The organism is Pseudonocardia wallangbongensis (assembly GCF_054486945.1).
Genome location: NZ_JBRERS010000003.1, coordinates 703,375 through 723,194 on the forward strand (window position 1 = coordinate 703,375; position 19,820 = coordinate 723,194).

The 19,820-nt window shown below is 74.8% G+C and carries 20 protein-coding genes; 10 read left to right on the plus strand and 10 right to left on the minus strand.

From position 1 onward, the window contains the following. The first annotated feature begins 53 nt into the window (after positions 1-53). Both ACU436_RS14605 and ACU436_RS14610 read left to right on the plus strand, forming a co-directional pair. Positions 54-938, plus strand: coding sequence for a PAC2 family protein (locus ACU436_RS14605; RefSeq protein WP_459025465.1), 885 nt, complete (start codon positions 54-56; stop codon positions 936-938). 52 nt (positions 939-990) lie between these two features. Continuing rightward, positions 991-2,133: an MFS transporter gene (locus ACU436_RS14610; RefSeq protein WP_459025467.1), complete on the plus strand. Its 1,143-nt coding sequence runs from the start codon at positions 991-993 to the stop codon at positions 2,131-2,133. A gap of 91 nt (positions 2,134-2,224) precedes the next feature. On the opposite strand, the gene ACU436_RS14615 is transcribed toward ACU436_RS14610, so the two are convergent. The 3 genes from ACU436_RS14615 to mshC form a co-directional block, all read right to left on the minus strand. Beyond that, complete coding sequence (locus tag ACU436_RS14615; protein WP_459025469.1) at positions 2,225-2,626, minus strand: hypothetical protein; 402 nt, start codon at positions 2,624-2,626, stop codon at positions 2,225-2,227. 10 nt (positions 2,627-2,636) lie between these two features. Continuing rightward, positions 2,637-3,005, minus strand: a complete 369-nt coding sequence (locus tag ACU436_RS14620; protein ID WP_459025471.1) for a DUF2237 family protein — start codon at positions 3,003-3,005, stop codon at positions 2,637-2,639. 130 nt (positions 3,006-3,135) lie between these two features. Beyond that, positions 3,136-4,383 (minus strand): cysteine--1-D-myo-inosityl 2-amino-2-deoxy-alpha-D-glucopyranoside ligase, encoded by a 1,248-nt coding sequence (mshC, locus tag ACU436_RS14625; RefSeq protein WP_459025473.1) that lies wholly within the window; start codon positions 4,381-4,383, stop codon positions 3,136-3,138. A 63-nt stretch (positions 4,384-4,446) separates the two neighbouring features. Here mshC and ACU436_RS14630 point away from each other — a divergent pair, with 63 nt between their 5' ends. Both ACU436_RS14630 and ACU436_RS14635 read left to right on the plus strand, forming a co-directional pair. Continuing rightward, complete coding sequence (locus ACU436_RS14630) at positions 4,447-5,016, plus strand: TetR/AcrR family transcriptional regulator (RefSeq protein ID WP_459025475.1); 570 nt, start codon at positions 4,447-4,449, stop codon at positions 5,014-5,016. Between the two features lie 5 nt (positions 5,017-5,021). Beyond that, entirely contained in the window at positions 5,022-6,200 is a 1,179-nt protein-coding gene (locus ACU436_RS14635; protein WP_459025712.1) for an FAD-dependent monooxygenase, read from the plus strand. A 10-nt stretch (positions 6,201-6,210) separates the two neighbouring features. Here the strand turns inward: ACU436_RS14635 and ACU436_RS14640 are convergent, their stop codons facing one another. Continuing rightward, on the minus strand, positions 6,211-6,378 hold the full coding sequence (locus tag ACU436_RS14640; protein ID WP_459025477.1) for a hypothetical protein: 168 nt from the start codon (positions 6,376-6,378) through the stop codon (positions 6,211-6,213). A 93-nt stretch (positions 6,379-6,471) separates the two neighbouring features. Between ACU436_RS14640 and ACU436_RS14645 the strand changes: the two genes are divergently transcribed. From ACU436_RS14645 to ACU436_RS14655, 3 genes are read left to right on the plus strand one after another with little or no spacing between them, the layout of a single operon-like run. Then, positions 6,472-7,362 (plus strand): N-acetylglucosamine kinase, encoded by an 891-nt coding sequence (locus ACU436_RS14645; RefSeq protein ID WP_459025479.1) that lies wholly within the window; start codon positions 6,472-6,474, stop codon positions 7,360-7,362. 32 nt (positions 7,363-7,394) lie between these two features. Next, on the plus strand, positions 7,395-8,420 hold the full coding sequence (locus ACU436_RS14650; RefSeq protein WP_459025713.1) for an SIS domain-containing protein: 1,026 nt from the start codon (positions 7,395-7,397) through the stop codon (positions 8,418-8,420). Next, positions 8,417-9,577 carry an N-acetylglucosamine-6-phosphate deacetylase gene (locus tag ACU436_RS14655; RefSeq protein WP_459025481.1) on the plus strand — a complete coding sequence of 387 codons (1,161 nt, stop codon included), beginning with the start codon at positions 8,417-8,419 and terminating at the stop codon, positions 9,575-9,577. The genes ACU436_RS14650 and ACU436_RS14655 overlap by 4 nt, the downstream gene beginning before the upstream one ends. A 101-nt stretch (positions 9,578-9,678) precedes the next feature. On the opposite strand, the gene ACU436_RS14660 is transcribed toward ACU436_RS14655, so the two are convergent. Further along, positions 9,679-11,628 (minus strand): VWA domain-containing protein, encoded by a 1,950-nt coding sequence (locus tag ACU436_RS14660; protein ID WP_459025482.1) that lies wholly within the window; start codon positions 11,626-11,628, stop codon positions 9,679-9,681. Then, positions 11,621-13,009, minus strand: a complete 1,389-nt coding sequence (locus tag ACU436_RS14665) for an ATP-binding protein (RefSeq protein WP_459025484.1) — start codon at positions 13,007-13,009, stop codon at positions 11,621-11,623. The genes ACU436_RS14660 and ACU436_RS14665 overlap by 8 nt, the downstream gene beginning before the upstream one ends. A 116-nt stretch (positions 13,010-13,125) precedes the next feature. Here ACU436_RS14665 and ACU436_RS14670 point away from each other — a divergent pair, with 116 nt between their 5' ends. Next, on the plus strand, positions 13,126-14,112 hold the full coding sequence (locus ACU436_RS14670) for a zinc-binding dehydrogenase (RefSeq protein ID WP_459025485.1): 987 nt from the start codon (positions 13,126-13,128) through the stop codon (positions 14,110-14,112). A 40-nt stretch (positions 14,113-14,152) separates the two neighbouring features. After that, positions 14,153-15,478 (plus strand): MFS transporter, encoded by a 1,326-nt coding sequence (locus ACU436_RS14675; RefSeq protein WP_459025714.1) that lies wholly within the window; start codon positions 14,153-14,155, stop codon positions 15,476-15,478. On the opposite strand, the gene ACU436_RS14680 is transcribed toward ACU436_RS14675, so the two are convergent. Then, a complete protein-coding gene (locus tag ACU436_RS14680) occupies positions 15,475-16,284 on the minus strand; it encodes an FAD:protein FMN transferase (protein ID WP_459025486.1) in 810 nt (269 codons plus the stop codon). The genes ACU436_RS14675 and ACU436_RS14680 overlap by 4 nt on opposite strands. A gap of 335 nt (positions 16,285-16,619) precedes the next feature. Here ACU436_RS14680 and ACU436_RS14685 point away from each other — a divergent pair, with 335 nt between their 5' ends. After that, positions 16,620-17,663: a fatty acid desaturase family protein gene (locus ACU436_RS14685; RefSeq protein ID WP_459025488.1), complete on the plus strand. Its 1,044-nt coding sequence runs from the start codon at positions 16,620-16,622 to the stop codon at positions 17,661-17,663. Between the two features lie 15 nt (positions 17,664-17,678). On the opposite strand, the gene ACU436_RS14690 is transcribed toward ACU436_RS14685, so the two are convergent. Genes ACU436_RS14690 through ACU436_RS14700 form a run of 3 tightly spaced genes read right to left on the minus strand, consistent with a single transcriptional unit; the run spans position 17,679 to position 19,767 of the window. Continuing rightward, complete coding sequence (locus ACU436_RS14690; RefSeq protein WP_459025490.1) at positions 17,679-18,581, minus strand: M56 family metallopeptidase; 903 nt, start codon at positions 18,579-18,581, stop codon at positions 17,679-17,681. Between the two features lie 13 nt (positions 18,582-18,594). Continuing rightward, a complete protein-coding gene (locus ACU436_RS14695) occupies positions 18,595-18,945 on the minus strand; it encodes a BlaI/MecI/CopY family transcriptional regulator (protein ID WP_459025492.1) in 351 nt (116 codons plus the stop codon). A gap of 42 nt (positions 18,946-18,987) precedes the next feature. Beyond that, on the minus strand, positions 18,988-19,767 hold the full coding sequence (locus ACU436_RS14700) for a L,D-transpeptidase (RefSeq protein ID WP_459025494.1): 780 nt from the start codon (positions 19,765-19,767) through the stop codon (positions 18,988-18,990). Between the last annotated feature and the right edge of the window lie 53 nt (positions 19,768-19,820).

Consider the following 19,820-nt stretch of genomic DNA (forward strand, 5'->3'; position numbering starts at 1 on the left):
CCGCCGTGGGGGATGGACCGGTCGGGGAGCGCGCCTAGCCGTAGGCTGGGCGGATGACCGACCGCGATCCGCGAACCGGAGCGTCGGGCGACCTGCCGCGTCTGGTCGAGCCGGTGATGATCGCCGCCTTCGAGGGGTGGAACGACGCAGGAGAGGCCGCCAGCACCGCACTGGAGCACCTCGAGCTCAGCTGGGACGCCACGCCGCTGGCCTCGATCGACCCCGAGGAGTACTACGACTTCCAGGTCACACGCCCGCACGTCCGGCTGGCCGACGGGGTCACCCGGAAGATCGAGTGGCAGACCACCCGGCTCTCGGTGGCCACGCTGCCGGGCACCGAGCGGCACGTCGTGCTGATCAACGGCATCGAGCCGAACCTGCGCTGGCAGAGCTTCTGCCGGGAGCTCCTGGAATACGTCGACAAGCTCGGCGTGACGAAGGTCGTCACGCTGGGTGCGCTGCTCACCGACACCCCGCACACGCGGCCCACCCCGGTCAGCGGCATCTCCTACGACAAGTCCTCCGCCGGCGAGCTGCGGGTGGAGCCGTCGAGCTACCAGGGTCCCACCGGGATCGTCGGCGTCTTCCAGAACGCGTGCGTCGAGGCCGGGATCCCGGCGGTGTCGTTCTGGGCGTCCGTGCCCCACTACGTGTCGCAGGCCCGCGTGCCCAAGGCCGCCGTCGCCCTGCTGCACCGCGTCGAGGAGGTCCTCGACGTGGAGGTGCCGCTCGGTGCGCTGCCCGAGCAGGCCGAGGAGTGGGAGCGCACCGTCTCGGAGATGGCCGAGGCCGACGACGAGGTGCGCGAGTACGTGCGCCAGCTCGAGGAGCAGGCCGAGGCGGAAGGCGACGCGCTGCCCGAGGCCGACGGCGACGCGATCGCGGCCGACTTCGAGCGGTACCTGCGCCGCCGCGGCACGGGGGGCTCGGGCAACTGATCCCCCCGGCCGTTGCAGTAGGGCCACTTTCCTGCAACCAGGTGGCGTGAAGGTGGCTTTCCTGCAATCGAAGGCCGGTGCCGCGCTCGCCCGGGCCGGGCTCTACGCGGGGGCCTTCCTCGGACCGTTCGGGGCCGGCATCACCGTCGCGATGCTGCCCGAGCTCGGAGCGACGTACGGCGTGTCACCCGGCACGGCGTCGCTGTCGGTCACGGCGTACTTCCTGCCTCTCGCGGCCGTGATGCTCTTCTCGGGCACCCTCGGCGAGCGCTGGGGGCGGCGGCGCACCGTCGTCGTCGGCTACGCCGCCTACGTGCTCGCGTCGGTCGCGTGCATCCTCGCCACGACGTTCGCGCTGTTCCTCGCCGCCCGGGCGCTGCAGGGCATCGCCAACGCGTTCACCACCCCGCTCCTGCTCTCCGCCCTCGGGGCCGCGGCGCCCCCGGGCCGGCTGGGCCGCGCACTCGGCTGGTTCGGGTCGCTGCAGGCAGCGGGCCAGACGTCCGCCCCGTTGCTCGGTGGACTCGCCGCGGAGATCGACTGGCGGTTCGCGTTCGCCGGCGTCGCGGTGGTGGCCGGGGGGCTCGCCGTCATCGGCATCCCCACCGAACAGACCGCCGACGGCGCACGCCGGGCGCCGCTCGGCAGAGCGCTGCGAGCCGCACTGCACCCCGCGGTCCTGCGGATCGGGCTGGCCTCCGCCCTCGGCTGGGGGTGTCTCACCGGGCTGAGCTTCATGGTCGCTCTGCGGCTGGAGGAGGGGTTCGGGATCGGCGCCGGCCCGCGTGGGCTGGTACTCACCGGCGCCGGTGTCGCCGGCCTGCTCACCGCCCGGCTCGTCGGCGGCAGCGTCGACCGGATCGGGCGGCGCCGCAGCGTGCTCGTCGGCGTGGTCCTCGGAGCTCTCGTCGTCGTCGGCGTCGGCACGCTGCCCGCGGTCTGGGGCGTCGCCGTCGCGTGGGCGCTCGGCGGGGTCGCCACCCAGCTCCAGCTCGTCGGCGTCAACGCGATGGTGCTCGGCTCGGAGCACAACAGCGGGGGCGCGGTGTCCGTGGTGCAGTCGCTGCGCTTCGGCGGGGGATCGATGAGCCCGGTGGTGTTCACCCCGCTCTTCCACGCCGACCCGCTCGCCGGCTTCCTGGTCCCGGCAGCGCTCCTGATCACGGCGATCCCGGCGGTCCTCCCGCGGGAGTGATCAGCACTATGGAGCCGTAGTGCTGATTCAACGGCCTCCAGATCGCGTTATGGCTCCATAACGCGCCCCACGGCGCCGCTCCCAACGGGAGTTACCCTCCTAGGAGCGCGAGCAGGGCCCTCGCGTAGGCGCGTTCGGCGTCCACGTCCACGTGGCGTACCTGCGCGCCGCCGGCGCCGTCGACCACCACGGCGAAGCCGTCACCGATCGGTTCCAGCCGCCGGAACCGGGATCCGAGCGCCTCCCGCAACTGGCCCTCGTGCGGCAGCCAGACGACTGACTCCTGCGGCACGCTGTCCAGCGCCCACTCCGTGGTGCCGTTGAAGCGGATCAACGGGCCGGTGGGCGCCTGGTGGACGTCGATCGTCAGCTCGCTCACCACGAACACGTCGGCGTCCATCTCGCGGCCGGGGATCACGAACCGGTCGCCGGACGTGGGCGTCCACGCCAGGCCCGCGGCCCGGAGCCGCAACGCGAGCTCGACCGAGATCATCTCGTGCCGATCATTCGTCGGGCGCCACGGCGTGACGGCGCAGGTCGGCCAGGTCCACCCAGTCCAGGGTGCGGGCGTGCGTGGCCTCCAGCACCACCGGTGGCGCGGCCCCGGCCTGGAACGCCTCGACCCAGCGGTCGGCGCACAGGCACCAGCGGTCCCCCGGCTGCAGCCCGGCGAAGCCGTACTCGGGGCGCGGCGTGGACAGGTCGTTGCCCCGGTCGACGCTGAACTGGAGGAACTCGGCCGTGACCTGGGCGCAGACCGTGTGCACCCCGGCGTCCTCGGCCCCGGTGTCGCAGCAGCCCGTGCGGTAGAAGCCGGTGATCGGGTCGGTGCCGCAGGTCTGCAACTCCCCGCCCAGCACGTTGCGCGCCATGTGCCCCACCCAACCAGAACGGGTGGCCCGAGCGCACGGAGCCGCCGCGCCCACTCGTCACACACCAACTGTGGTGCCGGCACACCAACTGCAGTTGGTGTGCGAGCACCACAGTTGGTGTGCGGGCGGGTCAGCGTGGCTGCAGCGTGACGCCGAGGAGCGCGTCGACCGCGTCGCGGGCGAGGGCCGGGGCACCCGCGTCGCGACCCCGGCGCTCCAGCGCCTCCTCCGCCCACGCGTCCACGGCGGCGAGCGCGGCCGGGGTGTCCAGGTCGTCGGCGAGGTGGGTGCGCAGCCGGGCCACCAGGTCGTCGGCGGGCGGGGCGGCGGGGAGCGCCACGGCGGCGCGCCAGCGGGCGAGCCGCGCCTCGGCGGTGGCCAGCAGGTCGGCGGTCCAGGCGCGGTCGGTGCGGTAGTGCCCGGCCAACAGCGCGAGCCGGATCGCGTTCGGGTCGACGCCCTCCGCGCGGAGCTTCGAGACGAACACGAGGTTGCCCCGCGACTTCGACATCTTCTCGCCGTCGAGGCCGATCATGCCGGCGTGCACGTAGTGCCGGGCGAACGGGTGCACGCCGGTGAACGCCTCCGCGTGGGCCGCCCCGAACTCGTGGTGCGGGAAGACCAGGTCGGATCCGCCGCCGTTCAGGTCGATCTGGTTGCCGAGGCGGTTGAGCGCGATCGCGGCGCACTCGACGTGCCAGCCCGGACGGCCCTGGCCGAGGTCCGAGTCCCAGTGCGGCTCGTCCGGCCGCGCCATGCGCCACAGCAGCGCGTCGGCGGGGTGGCGCTTGCCCGGGCGGTCCGGGTCGCCACCGCGCTCGCGCGACAGCGCGATCATCGTGGCCTCGTCGTAGTTCGACTCGTAGCCGAAGTGGCCGCTGGCGTCCGAGTCGAAGTAGACGTCGGGGTACTCCGGGTCGGGTACCCGGTACGCCGCACCGGCCGCGAGCAGCTTGCCCACCAGCTCCGCGATCTCCCCCATCGCCTCCACCGCGCCGATGTAGTGGCGGGGCGGCAGCACGCGCAGCGCCTCCATGTCCTCCCGGAACAGGGCCGTCTCGCGCATGCCGAGCACCACCCAGTCGTCCTGGTCGCGGGCGGCGCGCTCGAGCAGCGGGTCGTCGATGTCGGTGATGTTCTGCACGTAGTCCACCTCGTGACCGAGGTCCCGCCACACGCGGTTGACCAGGTCGAACGCCAGGTAGGTGGCGGCGTGGCCGAGGTGGGTGGCGTCGTAGGGGGTGATGCCGCAGACGTACATCGTGGCCGTGGTGCCCGGCGCCGTGGGGCGGATCCGGCCGGACGCGGTGTCGTACAACCGGAGCGGCGGGCCCCCGCCCTCGAGCCGCGGGACGTCGACGGATGCCCAGGTCTGCATACCGACAACGTACGTGATGCTATCCTTTGGTCACTTGCCCAAGGCGACTGCCCAAGGAGTGTGATGGCCGAGACGGCGACGAGCCGGGGCCGCGAGGTGCGGCGACGGCTGGTGCAGGCGGCCCGGGAGCTGGTGCCGGAGCGCGGGTGGACGGCCGTGAGCACCCGGACGGTGGCGGAGCGGGCGGGTGTCGCTCCGGGGCTCGTCCACTACCACTTCGCCTCGTTGCAGGCGCTGCTCGCCGAGGCGGCCATCGGCGCGCTGCGCGAGATGGTCGGCGGCGTCGGCGGGATGCTGCAGCAGGCTCGCACCCCTGCCGAGCTCGTCGACCTGATCGCGGGCGCGGTGGACCAGTACACCGGCAGCGACCCGGCCTCGCTGCTCGCCGTCGAGACCTACCTGGCCGCCACCCGCGACCCCGACCTGCGCGAGCAGCTCACCGCCGTCCTCGACGACTTCCGGGACGGGGTCTCCGGGTGGCTGCACGAGCACGAGGTGCCCGAGCCGTCCGCAACGGCCGCCGTCCTGGCCGCCGTCATCGACGGGGTGCTGCTGCACCGGGCGCTCACGCCGCTACCGGCCGGTGCGCTGGTGCCGGTCCTGCACCGCATCGTCGAGAAGGGAGTGCACTGATGAGGATGAAGGTCGCGATCTGCGGCGCCGGCATCTCCGGGCTCGCGCTGGCCCACCGCATGCACGCGCACGGGTGCGACGTGGTCGTGCTGGAGCGCGCGCACGGGCCGCGCGAGCAGGGCTACATGATCGACTTCTTCGGGCCGGGCTTCGACGCGGCAGAGGCGATGGGGCTGCTGCCGACACTGCAGGAACGGGCCCATCCGATCGACGAGGCCAGCTACGTGGACGCCGCCGGCCGCACGACGGCCAACCTCAGCTTCGCCCGGTTCGCCGCCACCGAGAACGGCCGGCTGCTGAGCCTGTTGCGCTCCGAGCTGGAGGCGGTGCTGCGCGAGCAGCTGCCCGCCGCGGTCGAGCTGCGGTTCGGCGCGGGCGTGGCCGACGTGCGCGAGCGGCCCGACGGGGTGGAGATCGGGCTCGCCGACGGCACCCGCCTGTCCGCCGACCTCCTCGTCGGCGCGGACGGGATCCACTCCACCGTGCGCAGGCTGGTCTTCGGCGAGGAGCGCCGCTTCCTGCGCTACCTCGGGTTCCACACGGCGGCCTTCCAGTTCGAGGACGCCGTCGTCGAGGAGGCCACGCGGCACCGGGTCTGCCTGACCGACACCGCGGCGCGCCAGATGGGCATCTACGGCCTGGGCGGCGGCCGGGTCGCCACGTTCGCCGTGCACCGCACGCCCGATCCCACACTGCCGGTCGACGCCCGCTCGGCGGTGCAGGAGGAGTACCGCTCCCTCGGCTGGCTCGTCCCCCGCGCGCTCGCCGCCTGCCCGCCCTCGGCCAAGGTGTTCTACGACCAGGTCGCGCAGATCGAGATGCCGCGGTGGAGCAGCGGCCGGGTGACGCTGCTGGGCGACGCGTGCGCCGCGGTGTCCCTGCTGGCCGGTCAGGGCGCGTCGCTCGGCCTCGGCGGCGCGTACGTACTCGCCGAGGCGCTCGCCGAGGCCCCGACGATCGAGGCGGGGCTGGACCGGTACGAGCGGACGTGGCGCCCGATCTCCGCCGACCGGCAGGAGGTCGGCCGGCGCGCGGCGCGCTGGTTCCTCCCGGCCTCGCAGCGGTTGGTCCTGCTGCGCAGGGCGATGCTGAAGCTCGGCGGGCTGCCCGGGATGGACCGCATGATCGTCAAGGCCGTCGCGGGCAACCGGACGCCGGTGGTGACCCAGCTCGCAGCCCAATAGCGCCCCGGGGTCACCACCACTCGTGCGGGAGCTTCGCCTCGATGTCCCGCACGTGCCGGCGGGCGCAGGCCTCGCAGAGCCAGTGCTCGTGGCCGTCGGGGTCGCGTTCGCGCACCCAGGTCAGGGCGCTCGGGGCATCCTGTTCCCGGGTGGCACCGCAGTGCCGGCACGTGTGCACGCGCACAGCATGCCGAACTTGCCCGCGGCCCTGCCGCGTGCCAACCTGAGGCAAGTCATCTAGACCAAACGTCTAACCTCTGCGAGGGCACGCGTGCGGACGGTCATCGGGGTCGACATCGGCGGCTCCAAGACGCACGGGATCCGGGCGGTCGACGGCGAGCCGGTCGCAGAGGCGGTCGCGGGCAGCGCCAACGTCGCCGCGGTGGGTGTCCCGGAGGCCGGGCGCCAGCTCGACGCCCTGTTCGCCCGGCTCGATGTCCGCGGGGTCGACGCCGTCTGCGCCGGGGCGGCGGGCGCCGACGGCACCGAGTCGATTGCCGCCATGACCCGGCTGCTCACCGAGCGGGTGCCGGGCGCGCAGGTGGGCGTGGTGCACGACGCGCGGCTCGTGCTCGCGGCCGAGGGCCTCGACGCGGGCGTCTCGCTGATCGCCGGCACCGGCTCGGTGGCGTGGGGCAGGCGCGCCGACGGCACCGCGGCGCGTGCGGGCGGGTGGGGTCACATGCTCGGCGACGAGGGCAGCGGCTACCGCGTGGCGCTCGACGCCGTGCGCCACGCGCTGGACCGGATGGACGCGGGGCTGCCCGCCGACCCGTTCACCACCGCGCTGGTCGCGGACTGCGGCCTCGCCGACCGCGCCGAGCTGATCGACTTCTTCTACGGCCGGCAGGACAAGCGCTACTGGGCGGAGCGCGCCGCCGTCGTCACCGGGCTCGCCGCGCGGGGCGACGCCGCCGCCTGCCAGATCCTCGACTCCGCCGCCGACGCCCTCGTTGCGCTGGCCACGCGGGTGCTCCGCCGGCTGGACCTGGCCGGTCCCGTGGTGCTGGGCGGCGGGTTCGCCGTGCACCAGCCGCTGCTGCTCCAGGCGGTCCGCGAGCGGCTGGCGGGCATCGAGGTGCGCGTTCTCGCCCACGCGCCCGCCGTCGGTGCGGTGCGACTCGCCGCCGCCCTCCCCCGTCCCGAGATGGAGAAGCTGTGACTCCCGCACTCACGTCCCGCCCGGGCCACCTGATGGCGACGGAGATCGGCGAGCAGCCCGCGATCTGGCGCAGCCTGCTCGCCCACGGCGACGAGGCCGGCATCGACGCCGCCGCCGAGCTGATCCGGGCCAGGCGCCCGCGGGCCGTGCTGTTCGTCGCCCGCGGCACGAGCGACCACGCCGCGCTCTACGCGAAGTACCTCGTGGAGATCCGCCACGGCCTGCCGGCGGGGCTCGTCTCCCCCTCGACGATGACGGCGTACGGCGCCCGGCCGGACCTGCGGGACGTCCTGATGATCGGGATCAGCCAGTCCGGCGGCTCCCCCGACCTCGTCCGCTCGCTCGCGGTGGCCCGGGAGCAGGGCGCGCTCACCGTCGCCGTCACCAACGACGCGTCCTCGGCGCTGGCGCAGGCCGCGCACGCGCACGTGGACGTGCTCGCGGGCGCGGAGCGCTCGGTGGCGGCCACCAAGTCGTACACGGCGCAGCTGCTCGCCCTGTACCTGCTCCTGGAGCGGGTGCGGGACGTCGACGGCCGGGCGGCCGCCGCGCCGCTGCCGGACCTCGGCGACGCGCTGCTCGATCGGGGCGGGGAGGTCGTCGAGCTGGCGCAGCGCTACCGGTTCGCGCAGCGCATGCTCACCACGGCCCGCGGCTACTCCTACCCCACCGCCCGCGAGGCCGCGCTGAAGCTGATGGAGACCTCCTACGCGTCGGCGCAGGCGTTCTCCGGGGCCGACCTGCTGCACGGCCCGCTCGCGCTGGTCGACCCGCAGGTGCCGGTGTTCGCCGTCGTGGCCTCCGGTGTCGGTGGCGCGGCGATGGGCGACGTCCTGCCGCGGCTCGCCGAGCGCAACGCCGACGTGTGCTGCGTCGGCCACCGCGGCGCGGTGGGTGCCGCGGCCGTCGGCTTCGCGCTGCCCGATGGGGCGCCGGAGGAGCTGTCGCCGCTGCTGGAGATCCTGCCGTTCCAGCTGCTCGCGCTGCACGTGGCGGTCGGGCGCGGCGGCGACCCGGACGCCCCTCGCGGCCTGTCCAAGATCACGGAGACCCTGTGATCCTCACCGCCGGCACGCTCGTCGCCGACGGCCTCCCGGTCGGCCCGGGCTGGGTGGAGGTCGGCGGCGACCGGATCACCGCGACCGGGCCCGGCACCCCCGCCTCGGAGCCCGACGTCGATCTCGGGGACGCCCTGCTCGTGCCCGGCTTCGTGGACATGCACGTGCACGGCGGCGCGGGCGCGGCCTTCCCGGACGGCGACACCGAGGCCGCGCTGCGGGCCGTGCGGTTCCACCGCGCCCACGGCACCACGACCATGGTGGCCAGCCTCGTGGCCGCCGGGCCGGACGACCTGCTGAAGACCGTCGACGCACTGGGCGAGCTGGTCGTCGACGGCGAGCTCACCGGTGTGCACCTGGAGGGCCCCTGGCTCGCCGAGGGGCGGTGCGGCGCGCACGACCCGCGGCAGCTGCGCGACCCGGATCCCGCCGAGCTGGACCGGCTGCTGCGGGCCGGGAGCGGCGCCGTCCGGATGGTCACGCTCGCGCCCGAGCGGACCGGCGGCCTGGACGCGGTGCGCCGCATCGCCGGCGCGGGCGCCGTCGCCGCGCTCGGGCACACGGACGCCAGCTACGCGCTCACCCGCGCGGCGATCGATGCCGGCGCGCGGGTCGGCACGCACCTGTTCAACGCGATGGCCCCGGTGCACCACCGCGAGCCCGGCCCGGCCGTGGCGCTGCTGGAGGACCCGCGGGTCACGGTCGAGCTCGTGACCGACGGCCTCCACGTGCACCCGGCGTTGTGGGAGCACGTCGTGCGGAGCGCCGGCGTCGGGCGGGTGGCGGCGGTGACCGACGCGATGGCCGCGGCCGGCATGCCCGACGGCGAGTACCACCTAGGCGCGATGCGCGTGACCGTGGCCGAGGGCGTGGCCCGGCTCGCCGCGGGCAGCGACGGCCGGGCGGGCGCCATCGCCGGGAGCACGGCCACCACCGACACCCTGTTCGCGAACGTCGTACGGCACGCCGCCGGGCCCCGCGAGGAGGCGCTGCGCCGGGCCGTCGCCCTGACAGCGGGCAGCCCGGCCCGCGCCCTCGGCCTCGACGACGTCGGCGCCATCGTGCCGGGCCGCCGGGCCGACCTGGTGGTGCTCGACCCGGACCTGCGGGTCCGCGAAGTCCACCGCGCCGGCGCCGCGGTCGCGCGGCCGCACTGACCGGGGGAATGATCGGCGTTTGGGCGCGTTCCCGTGTTGATTTCGCCCGGTTTCGCGCCGAAGCCCTGATCATGGCCGCGAAACCGGCCTCCGGAAGCTCCTCAGCGCTTGCGGGCGCGGATGTAGTCGCTCACCACCTCCGCACCCAGGCCGTCCAGGGTCGGGGCCACCACCCTCCCCGCGCAGCGGCGCGCCACGTCGTCGACGAACATCGCGAGGCGCGGGTCGTCGCCGAGCATGAAGAACGTGATCGACGGCCGCAGGGTCGTGATCTTGTCCAGCGCGCCGACCGTGGCTCGTAGCGTCTCCGGGCTGGGTGGCCAGTCGAACACGGCCTCGCCGTCGGGCTCCAGGTGGGCCGTGGGTTCGCCGTCGGTGACGACGAGGACCACGGGCTGCGCGTCCGGGTTGTGGCGCAGGTGCTCGCCCGCCAGCAGGAGCGCGTGGTGCAGGTTGGTGCCCTGCTCCCACACCCCCTCCAGGCCGACCAGCTCCCCCAGCTCCACCGACCGCGCGTGCCGGCCGAAGGTGATCAGCTTCAGGTCGTCGCCGCGGAAGCGCGTGGAGATCAGCTGGTGCAGCGCGAGCGCCGTGCGTTTCATCGGCACCCAGCGCCCGTCCTGCACCATCGACCACGACGTGTCGACCAGCAGCGCCACCGCGGCGCGGGAGCGTTGCTCGGTCTCCACGATCTCCACGTCGGTGACGTCGAGCGCCCGGTCGTCGCCACCCGCCCGGCGCAGCTGGGCGTTGAGCAGCGTGCGCGGCACGCTCCACGCCTCGGTGTCGCCGAACGCCCACGGCCGGGTGGCGCCGGTGGCCTCGCCGGCAGGCCCGGACCTGCGGTCCTCCCGTTCGCCGCGCCGGGCACCGATCTTGTCGACGACGTCGCCCAGCGCGGACTCGCCGAGCCGGCGCAGCGCCTTCGGCGACAGCTGCAGCGACCCGTCGGGGGCCCGCTCGAACAGGCCCTGGCGCTCCAGCTCGCGCTGCAGCTCGGCCAGCGCGCGGGCGTCGACGCGGGCCTGGTCGCCCAGGTGCTCGCCGAGCGCGTCGAGGTCGATGTCCTCCATGCGGGCGCCCGGGTAGCTCTGCGACAGCTGCTCGGCCAGCGCGTCGAGCTGCCCGAGCTGCTCCATGGCCCGGGTGGCCTCGCCCATGCCGAGGGGGTTGTCGCCGCGGAAGCGGCCCCGGCCCTCCCAGTCCTCGCCGGGGCGCAGGCCCTGCAGCTGGGCGTCCAGCTGGGAGAGCGCCTGCGCGAGCCGGGGGTCGCCGAAGGCCTGCTGCGACAGCTCCATCAGCTCGGCCTGCTGTTCGGCCGACATCGAGTTGAGCATCCGCTGCGCGGCGGCGGCCCGCTGGGCGAGCAGGTCGACCAGTTCCTCGGTGTTCTGCGGGTTCTCCGGGAAGAACTCGCCGTGCTGCTGCATGAACTGCTGGAACTGCTCGGTGGTGTCCTGCCCCGCCGCGTGGTCGGCGAGCAGCTGGTTGAGATCGTCGAGCATCTCCCGGATCCGCTCGACGTCCTCCGGGGTGGCGTTCTCCATCGCCTGCTTCATGCCCTGGAAGCGCTGGTCCAGCATCTCCCGGCCGAGCAGGTCGCGGATCTCCTCGTACGCCTCGCGGGCATCCGCGGACTGCCAGTCGTACTCTTTCAGCTCCCGGACGGCCCCGCCGGTGTCCGACGGCAGCGCGTCGAGCTGCATCTCCCGGAACCGGGCGTCGTCGGTGTCCTGGCGGCCGAGCGAGTCCCGCTCGGCGTCGAGCGCACGCTGCAACAGCTCGCGGACCTGCTGCAACGTGCCGTCGAGCCGGTTCTCCCGCTGCAGCTTGCTGCGCCGCTGCCAGACCTCGCGGGTCAACTCGTCGAGGCCGCGGCGCTCGCGGGTGCCCCGGCGCAGCAGCTCCTGGAGCGCGGAGCGCGGCGACGAGCCGTCCATCACGTCCCGGCCGATCTCGTCGAGGGCGGCCCGGATGTCGACGGGCGGGGCGAGCGGGTCGGGCCCGTCGACGTAGGGCCCGTAGGCGTAGCGACGCGGACGTCTAGCCATAGCTCACCGTGTCCCCGTCGTCGGACTCGTCCTTCGCGAGCCGCCGGGTGAGGAACAGCAGCTCCAGCGCCAGCTCGGCGGCGCTGGCCATGGGGCCGGGGTCCTCGGTGCCGGCGGCGTCCAGGCGCTTGGCGACCTCGGTGAGCTCCTCGACGGCCGGCAGTGCGGCCACCACCTCGACGGCGGGCACCCGCTCCCCGGTGCGCACCGGCGTCGCGGCGACGGCCTCCGCGAGGGGGTTCAGGTCGATCCCGCGCAGCCGGGCACGGGCGGTGTCGGCGGTGGCGCGGCGCAGCAGGTGCTCGAGGTGCTCCATCTCGCGCCCCTCCTCACCGGAGGCGAACTCGAGCTTGCCGCGCAGGACCGACGGCACCGACTCGAGGTCGATCGGCCGGGCGACGGGACGCTCCTCGCCGGTGATCGCGGCCCGGCGCAGCGCGGCGGCGGCGACGGTCTCGGCGGCGGCGACCGCGAACCGGGCCGAGACGCCGGAACCCTGGTCGACCGCGCTCGACTCGCGCAGCGACCGCGTGAACCGGGCGACCACCTCGACGAGGTGGCGTGGCACGTCGGCCACGAGGTCGGCCTCCTGCCGCACGAGCGCGATCTCGTCGGACAGCTCGAGGGGGTAGTGGGTGCGGACCTCGGCGCCGAAGCGGTCCTTGAGCGGGGTGATGATCCGCCCGCGGTTGGTGTAGTCCTCGGGGTTCGCGCTCGCGACGAGCAGGACGTCCAGCGGGAGCCGCAGCGTGTAGCCGCGCACCTGGATGTCGCGCTCCTCCATGACGTTGAGCAGCGCCACCTGGATGCGTTCGGCCAGGTCGGGCAGCTCGTTGATCGTGACGATGCCGCGGTGGGCGCGCGGCACGAGGCCGAAGTGGATGGTCTCCGGGTCGCCGAGCGAGCGACCCTCGGCGACCTTGACGGGGTCGACGTCGCCGATCAGGTCGGCGACGGCGGTGTCGGGGGTGGCGAGCTTCTCGGTGTAGCGCTCGTCGCGGTGGCGCCACGCCACCGGCAGGTCGTCGCCCAGCTCCGCGGCGCGGCGCCGGGACGCGGGGGTGATCGGTTCGTAGGGGTGCTCGCCGAGCTCGGAGCCCTCGATCACGGGCGTCCACTCGTCGAGCAGGGTGGCCAGGGTGCGCAGCAGGCGGGTCTTGCCCTGCCCGCGCTCGCCGAGCAGCACGACGTCGTGCCCGGCGATCAGCGCGCGCTCCAGCTGCGGGAGCACGGTGGACTCGAACCCGACGATGCCGGGCCACGCGTCGCGCCCCTCGCGGAGCGCGGTGAGCAGGTTGGAGCGGATCTCGTCCTTGACGCCACGGAGCTCGTGGCCGGACGCGCGGAGCGCGCCCAGGGTGCGGGGGAATCCAGAAGGCACGTAATCAACGTTACGCCCGGGTCCCCCTTCCGCCGCCAACCCGTTACCGTTGACCTCGACCTGACTTCAACTCCTAGCGTTCGGTCGACGAGATCGACGCGAGCGAGGAGACGAACGTGAAGGCGATCCGGCAGTACGAGTTCGGGCCGGCCGAGAACCTGCGCTACGAGGAGGTCCCCGACCCCGTGCCCGGGGAGGGGCAGGTGCTCATCGACGTCGCCGCCGCCGGCGTCCACCTGCTCGACACCGCGATCCGCTCCGGCGAGGTGGGCGGGCCGTTCCCGGTGCCGCAGCTGCCGATGACCCCGGGCCGGGAGGTGGCCGGCACCGTCGCCGCCGTCGGCCCCGGTGCCGATCCGGCCCGGGTGGGCAGGCGCGTGGTGGCCCACCTGGGCATGGCGAGCGGCGGCTACGCCTCCCGTGCGGTCGCCGCGGAGGCGTCCCTGCACGAGATCCCCGACCCGCTCAGCGCCGAGGCGGCGGTCGCGATGATCGGGACGGGACGGACCGCGGTCGGGATCCTCGACGCCGCCGAGATCGAGTCCGGGGACGTCGTGCTGGTACCGGCCGCGGCCGGCGGTCTCGGGAGCCTGTTCGTGCAGGCCGCCCGCGGCGCCGGCGCCGTGGCCGTGGGGCTGGCCGGTGGGCCGGACAAGGTGCGGCGGGTCGAGGCCCTGGGCGCCGACGTCGCCGTCGACTACCGGGAGCCCGGCTGGCCCGAGCGGGTGCTCACAGCGCTCGACGGGCGCAGGCCCACCGTCATGCTCGACGGCGTGGGCGGCGAGGTCGGGCGCGCCGGTTTCGACATGCTGGACACCGGCGGGCGGATCGTGATGTTCGGGTGGACCTCCGGCGGCGTCACGCCGTTCACGAGCGCGGACATCGCCGCCGGATCACTGTCCGTCGTGTGGGTCACCGGGCCGCGGATGACGAAGCGCTACGGCGGCCTGCGCGGCCTGGAGACCCGGTCCCTGGCCGAGGCCGCCGCCGGACGCCTGGTCCCGCTCGTCAACCCGCCGTTCCCCCTCGCGGACGCCGCGGCGGCGCACCGGGCCCTCGAGAACAGGGGCACGACGGGCAAGGTCGTGCTGGCGCCCGGCTGAGCCGGGAATTCCTGGCCCGGCCGCACGGTTCCCCGTGCACGTGCGGTCTCCCGGGCGGTCTGCCGCCCTGCTCGGTCTCTTGTTCGGACTCGCCGGCATGTCCACGTCGGCCGTCACGGTCACGCTCCCGGAACTCGCGGGCGATCTCCACGTCAGCGCGGCCACGGCCGCCTGGATGATCAGCGGCTACACGGTGGCGCTCGCCGTCGCCACCCCGGCCCACGGCCGGATCGCCGACATGATCGGCATCCGGCTGCCGCTGGCGGTCGGCACCGGCGCGATGGCGCTCGGCGCGCTGGTGGCGGCGCTCGCGCCGTCCTTCCCGGTGCTGCTGGTGGCACGGGTGGTGCAGGGCGCGGGCGCGGCCGCCGTCCCCGTGCTGGCCACGGCGCTGGTCAGCGCCCGCTGGAGCGGCAGCGACCGGGGCGCGGCGCTGGGGCGCATCGCCGGCGTCGCCGCCACGCTCGGCTCGATCGGCCCGCTGATCGGCGGCGGCCTCGAGGCGCTCGGCGGCTGGCGGTGGGCCGTCGCCCTGCCCGTGCTCGGCGTCCTCGCGATCCCCCCGCTGTGGCGGGTCTCCCCCACGGGTGGCACCGGCGAGCGCATCGACGGGGTCGGTGCGGTGCTCGTCGCGCTCGCCGCGTCCGGGATGGTGCTGCTCATCCAGTCGCCGTCCTCCGGGGTGGTGACCGCGGCCGTCGGCGCCACCCTGCTCGTGGTCGGCGCCCCGCTGCTCGCGCTGCGCATGCGGACGCGCCCCCACGGGTTCCTGCCGCGCGAGATCGTCACCAACAACACCGTGCTGCGCAACTCGTTCGCCGCGGCCGCGGTCCCGGCCAGCTGGTTCGCGTTGCTGCTCGGGGTGCCGCTCGCCGCCGCGTCGTGGGGCTGGACGCCGTTCGCCACCGGCACGCTGCTCGTCCCGGCCGCGGTCATCGGCTTCATCTCCCCCGCGATCGCCCGCAGGCTGCTCGACCGGTTCGGGGCGCGCCGCTCGATCGCGCTGGCCTGCCCCACCGCGATCCTCGCGTTGCTGATGGCGGCCGCGGGCGCCCTCGTGCAGGCGCCGGCACTGCTCGTGCTCGCCGTGATGCTGGTCAGCGCCGCGTTCGGGGTCGGGCAGCCTGCGATGATCTCCTCGGTGGGTGCCGCCGTGGCCCCGGGCCAGCGCGGCGTCGCGCTGGGCATCGCCACCCTCGTGTTCCTCACCGGCGCCAGCGTCGGGGCCGCGCTCGTCGGAGGTCTGGCGGGGACGATCGGGGTTCCGGCGGCGCTGTGCGTGCTGGTCGTGCTGCCGCTCGCCGGGCTGACGGCGTTGCTCGTGGGCGGCCCGGACCGGGTGGCGGTCGAGCCCGTGCCGGCCTAGGCCGGCCAGTTCCCCACGGTGTGCGAGACGCCGTGGACGTCCACCAGGCGGGCGGGGAGCCCCTGCTCGGCCAGCCACTCCGGGGCGGCGGTGCCGCGCAGCAACGCCCCGGTGCAGGCCGCGCTCGCTGCAGGCGCGTCGGCCGCCGCCACCGCGATCGACCGCCACGCCGGCACGACCGAGCGCCCGCTGGCCGACACCACGAACGGCTGCACCCGGTCCGCCCGGCCGGGCCGCACGCAGCCGACCGTGGAGATCGCGCCGCCGTCGATCGCGACGAGCTCGGTCGGGGCACCGGGCGCGTCCCGCAGCTCCACCCGCCAGCCGCCGACCGGCGCGAGGCCGGACGTGGCCACGTGGTCGCCGAACGCCACGAGCACTCCGCAGGAGCTCGACTCCGCCACGAGCTCGGCGCACCGCTGCGCGATCAGCGCGGGGCCGGTCGGGCCGGGCGCGACGGCCCAGCCGTCACGGTCGCGGGCGGCGGCCGTGAAGGCCTGCTGCCAGGACGCGGGCGCCGGGCGGTGGACGTCGGCGTCGGCGGGCGCCGCCGCGATCCCGTAGGGGAACGGGCGGGGTGCGTCGCAGGTGCCGCCGAGCAGATCGGCCAGCCGCGCGTCGCGCTGCGCGGCGGGGAGGCGCCGGTCGACGGCCGCCACGAGCGCGCCGACGAAGTCCGTCACGTGCAGCCGGGCGTGGTGCATCGCCCAGGGATCGGTGACCACCAGCCGGAACGGGGCGTCCCAGGCCGTCCACGCGGTGCTGACGGTCGCGGTGCGGATGCCGGTGTGCAGCGAGATCGTCATCGTGCGCCTCCGGGGGTCGTGCAGGGGGAACCACACGTTCGCAGACGGTCGCTGTGACGACGCTGTGAGCTGGTGCTCCCCGCCGGAGGTTCGCCAAGGGTCTCGGCGGCCCAGCTCCCCGCTGGACGCACCGGCGAACAGCCCGAGTACAACCCGGTACGAGGGCTGCCCGCCGGCACGCCCAGCGAGAAGCTGGATCCACCGACACCCCCGACGAACCACCTCCGACGGGAAGCACCCGCGTCAGATGATCACCTGATCGGGGGTGATCCCCACCATCGGTCCGGGGGCCCGCAGGCTCATCACCGACGTGCGGGTCGCGCGAGGGTCGGAACATGACCAGCAGCACGATCACCGACCCCCCGGCGGGCACCGCCGGGAGTGACTTCGCCCGCCTCTCCGCACGGGTGGCGGCGGCGGGCCTGATGCGCCGCCGACCCGGCTACTACCTGGCCCGCTTCCTGCTCGTCGGCGCCTTCGCCGCGGCCACCGCCACGGCGTTCGTCCTGCTGGGCGACTCGCCGTGGCAGCTGGCCGTGGCCGTGGCCGCGGCCGTGCTCTACGGCCAGATCGCGCTGCTCGCGCACGACGTGGCACACCGCCAGGTCTTCCGCACCCGGCGCCCGTCCGCGATCACGGGCCGCGTCCTGGGCAACCTCGGCATCGGCATGTCGTACGGCTGGTGGCAGGACAAGCACACGAGGCACCACGCCAACCCGAACCACGAGGGCCTCGACCCGGACGTCGAGCCGGGAGCGCTGGCGTGGACCGGCGAGCAGGCGCGGGCCAGCCGCGGCGTCAACCGGTTCCTCAACCGCCACCAGGCGATGATCTTCTTCCCGCTGCTCACGCTCGCCGCCATCGACCTGCGCCGCGCGAGCCTGCAGGGCCTGCTCGGCGCGAACGGGGCGAAGGTGCGCGGCCGCGGCCTGGAGCTCACCCTGCTGGCCGCACACGCGCTCTGCTACCTGGCGGCGCTCCTCGCCGTGCTGCCGCCCGGGCTCGCGGTGGCGTTCTTCGTGGTGCACCAGTGCCTGTTCGGCGTCTACCTCGGCTCGATCTTCGCCCCGAACCACAAGGGCATGGAGATGCCCACCACGCGCATGGACTTCCTGCGCAAGCAGGTCCTCACCTCGCGCAACGTGGCGGGCGGACGGCTCACCGACGGGCTCGTGCACGTCGCGATGGGCGGCCTGAACCACCAGATCGAGCACCACCTCTTCCCGAGCATGCCGACGCCGAACCTGAGGCGGTCCCGGAAGCTGGTGCGCGAGTTCTGCGCCGAGATCGGGGTGCCCTACCACGAGACCGGCCTCGTGCGGTCGTGGGCGGAGTCGCTGGGCCAGCTGCGCGCGGCCAGCGCACCGCTGAAATCCTGATCACCGCGGGGCTGATCAGGACAGGAGCAGCAGTCCGGTGGGGATCGCGACCAGCCCGACGGCGGCGAGCCGCACCAGCACCCGGACCGCCACCGGCAACGGCGCCGGCGGCCGGCTGATCCGCAGCAACCGCCGGTCGAGCGCGTCGGTGAAGGAGCTCAGCGCGGCCGCCGGGGCGGCGCCACCGACCCGGCGCAGCGCGCCCGTGAGCTGCTTCGGCGTGACCGCCCCCGAGGCGACGTCATCGGCGCGCATCTCCACGAGCGCGGCCACCGCCACCTGCGCACACACCATCCCGCGCACGAACGGGGCGGTGGCCCCCCACGCGACGAAGGGGAGCACGACGAGGTCGTGGCGTTCCCGCAGGTGCGCCTGCTCGTGGGCGAGCACGGCCTTCACGGCGGGCGGGTCCAGCGCGTCGAGCACGCCGGCCGAGACCACGAGCCGCGCACGCAGCCCGGGCAGGCAGTACGCCACGGGGACGGGGTGGTCGAGCACCTGGGCGTGCGGCACGGACGGCCACGGCGTGGCGAGCAGGTCGAGCAGGTCGCGGTGCCGCCGGCGAACCTGCAGCGTGCGCAGCGTGACCACGACGAGCACCCCGACCAGCCGCAACGCCAGCACCAGCGCCGCGAGCAGGGCCAGGACGTGCGTGATCCCCAGCTCCGGGACCTGCCCGGCCGCGAGCGTGTCGACGGCGTTGCCCGCCGCCTCCGGGAGCCCGGGTCCGAGCGGCGCGAGACCGTAGACCACCCCGCAACCCAGCAGCGCGAGCCCGCCGGCGAGACCGACGGCCTGCCAGACGAGCAGGGCGCCGACCGGGTCGCGCGCGGGCCAGTGCGCCCGCGCCAGCGACCGGCTCACCGGCTCGGCGAGCAGCACGCCGAGCACGAGCAGCAACAGCGCCGCGCCCTCCATGAGGACCAGGATGTCAGTCGAGCAGGTTGCGCAGTGCGGTGCGTTCGTCCTCGGGGATCGAACCGAGGAACCGGGCCAGCGCCGCACCGCGGTCGGGTGCGGCGTCGAGGGCGTCGCGCATGAGCTCGGCGACGTGGTCCTCGCGGCTCGCGACCGACCGGTAGCGGTGGGCGCGGCCGTCCCGCTCCCGGGTGACGAGGCCCTTGCGCTCGAGCCGCCCGAGGACGGTGAGCACGGTGGTGGTGGCGAGGTCACGACCCCCGAGCGCGTCCTGCACGTCGCGGGCGGTGACGGGTGCCGTCGCCGACCAGAGGGTCTCCATCACGGCGCGTTCGAGCTCACCCAGTGTCGGCACGCAGACCATTCTACCGGAGGTAGAAGCCTACTGGTACCACCCCGGCCGATCTCAGTGGATCTGCACCTCGTCACCCACCTGCAAGAAGGCGAAGAACGCCTCGGCGTCCTCGCGGCGGAGCTTCACGCAACCCGCCGACGGGGTGTCCTGGGCGCCCTGGTGGAACGCGACGCCGCCGTCGGCGAAGAACACCGAGTAGGGCATCTGGGTGAGGTACTCGCGGCTGGTGTACTGCTCGGCCTTCCACTGCACCTTGAACGTGCCCAGCGGGGTCGGGTCCTCCGCGTCACCGTGCTGGATCTCGACCGGCCCCCTGACCAGGTTGCCGCTGTCGATCAGCCATGCCTGCCGCTTGTCCAGTGCGACGCACGCCCGGGCCGTCGCCGTGCAGGGCGTGCCGGCCACCAGGGCGGGCCCGCCGCCACCCGACGGTGCGGCCGGGGCCGGCTGGCCGGTCGGCTTCGAACCCGCCGGCCGGGAGTCGGCGGGCCGGTCGGAGTCGACGGGCGGCGCGGCGCGGCGCGTCGACTGCGAGGTGTGCGGCGCGGCGGCGCGCAGTCGTCCCGGGGTCGCCCGGGGGGCGTCGCTGTCGCTGCTCGCGCCGTCGTCGGTGTCGGCGTCGGTCTCGCTGTCGGGCTCGACCGCCGGCGTGCGCTCCACTGGCCGGGCCGGGCCGGTGACGGCGGGAGCCGGAGCGGGTGGGAGGTCGGGGGCCGCGAGCCGCGGGTTCGCCTGTGCGTACCCGTATCCCAGCAGCCCGGTCGCCACCGCCGCCACCAGCACACCCACCGCCACACGGGCGGCCGGTCGCCGCCGCGCGCTTCTTGCCATGTCGCCTCCCGGATTCCTGCACCGTCAACGATCAAAACCCACAGAGGTGACGG

Excerpts from the sequence above, each read along its gene's own strand:
- ACU436_RS14605 (WP_459025465.1), top strand. The coding sequence starts at position 54 with ATGACCGACCGCGATCCGCGAACCGGAGCGTCGGGCGACCTGCCGCGT.
- ACU436_RS14620 (WP_459025471.1), bottom strand. The coding sequence starts at position 3,005 with ATGGCGCGCAACGTGCTGGGCGGGGAGTTGCAGACCTGCGGCACCGAC.
- ACU436_RS14680 (WP_459025486.1), bottom strand. The coding sequence starts at position 16,284 with ATGACGATCTCGCTGCACACCGGCATCCGCACCGCGACCGTCAGCACC.
- ACU436_RS14630 (WP_459025475.1), top strand. The coding sequence starts at position 4,447 with ATGGCCGAGACGGCGACGAGCCGGGGCCGCGAGGTGCGGCGACGGCTG.
- ACU436_RS14690 (WP_459025490.1), bottom strand. The coding sequence starts at position 18,581 with ATGGAGGGCGCGGCGCTGTTGCTGCTCGTGCTCGGCGTGCTGCTCGCC.
- ACU436_RS14700 (WP_459025494.1), bottom strand. The coding sequence starts at position 19,767 with ATGGCAAGAAGCGCGCGGCGGCGACCGGCCGCCCGTGTGGCGGTGGGT.
- mshC (WP_459025473.1), bottom strand. The coding sequence starts at position 4,383 with ATGCAGACCTGGGCATCCGTCGACGTCCCGCGGCTCGAGGGCGGGGGC.
- ACU436_RS14650 (WP_459025713.1), top strand. The coding sequence starts at position 7,395 with ATGGCGACGGAGATCGGCGAGCAGCCCGCGATCTGGCGCAGCCTGCTC.
- ACU436_RS14615 (WP_459025469.1), bottom strand. The coding sequence starts at position 2,626 with ATGATCTCGGTCGAGCTCGCGTTGCGGCTCCGGGCCGCGGGCCTGGCG.
- ACU436_RS14685 (WP_459025488.1), top strand. The coding sequence starts at position 16,620 with ATGACCAGCAGCACGATCACCGACCCCCCGGCGGGCACCGCCGGGAGT.
- ACU436_RS14660 (WP_459025482.1), bottom strand. The coding sequence starts at position 11,628 with ATGGCTAGACGTCCGCGTCGCTACGCCTACGGGCCCTACGTCGACGGG.
- ACU436_RS14695 (WP_459025492.1), bottom strand. The coding sequence starts at position 18,945 with ATGGTCTGCGTGCCGACACTGGGTGAGCTCGAACGCGCCGTGATGGAG.
- ACU436_RS14635 (WP_459025712.1), top strand. The coding sequence starts at position 5,022 with ATGAAGGTCGCGATCTGCGGCGCCGGCATCTCCGGGCTCGCGCTGGCC.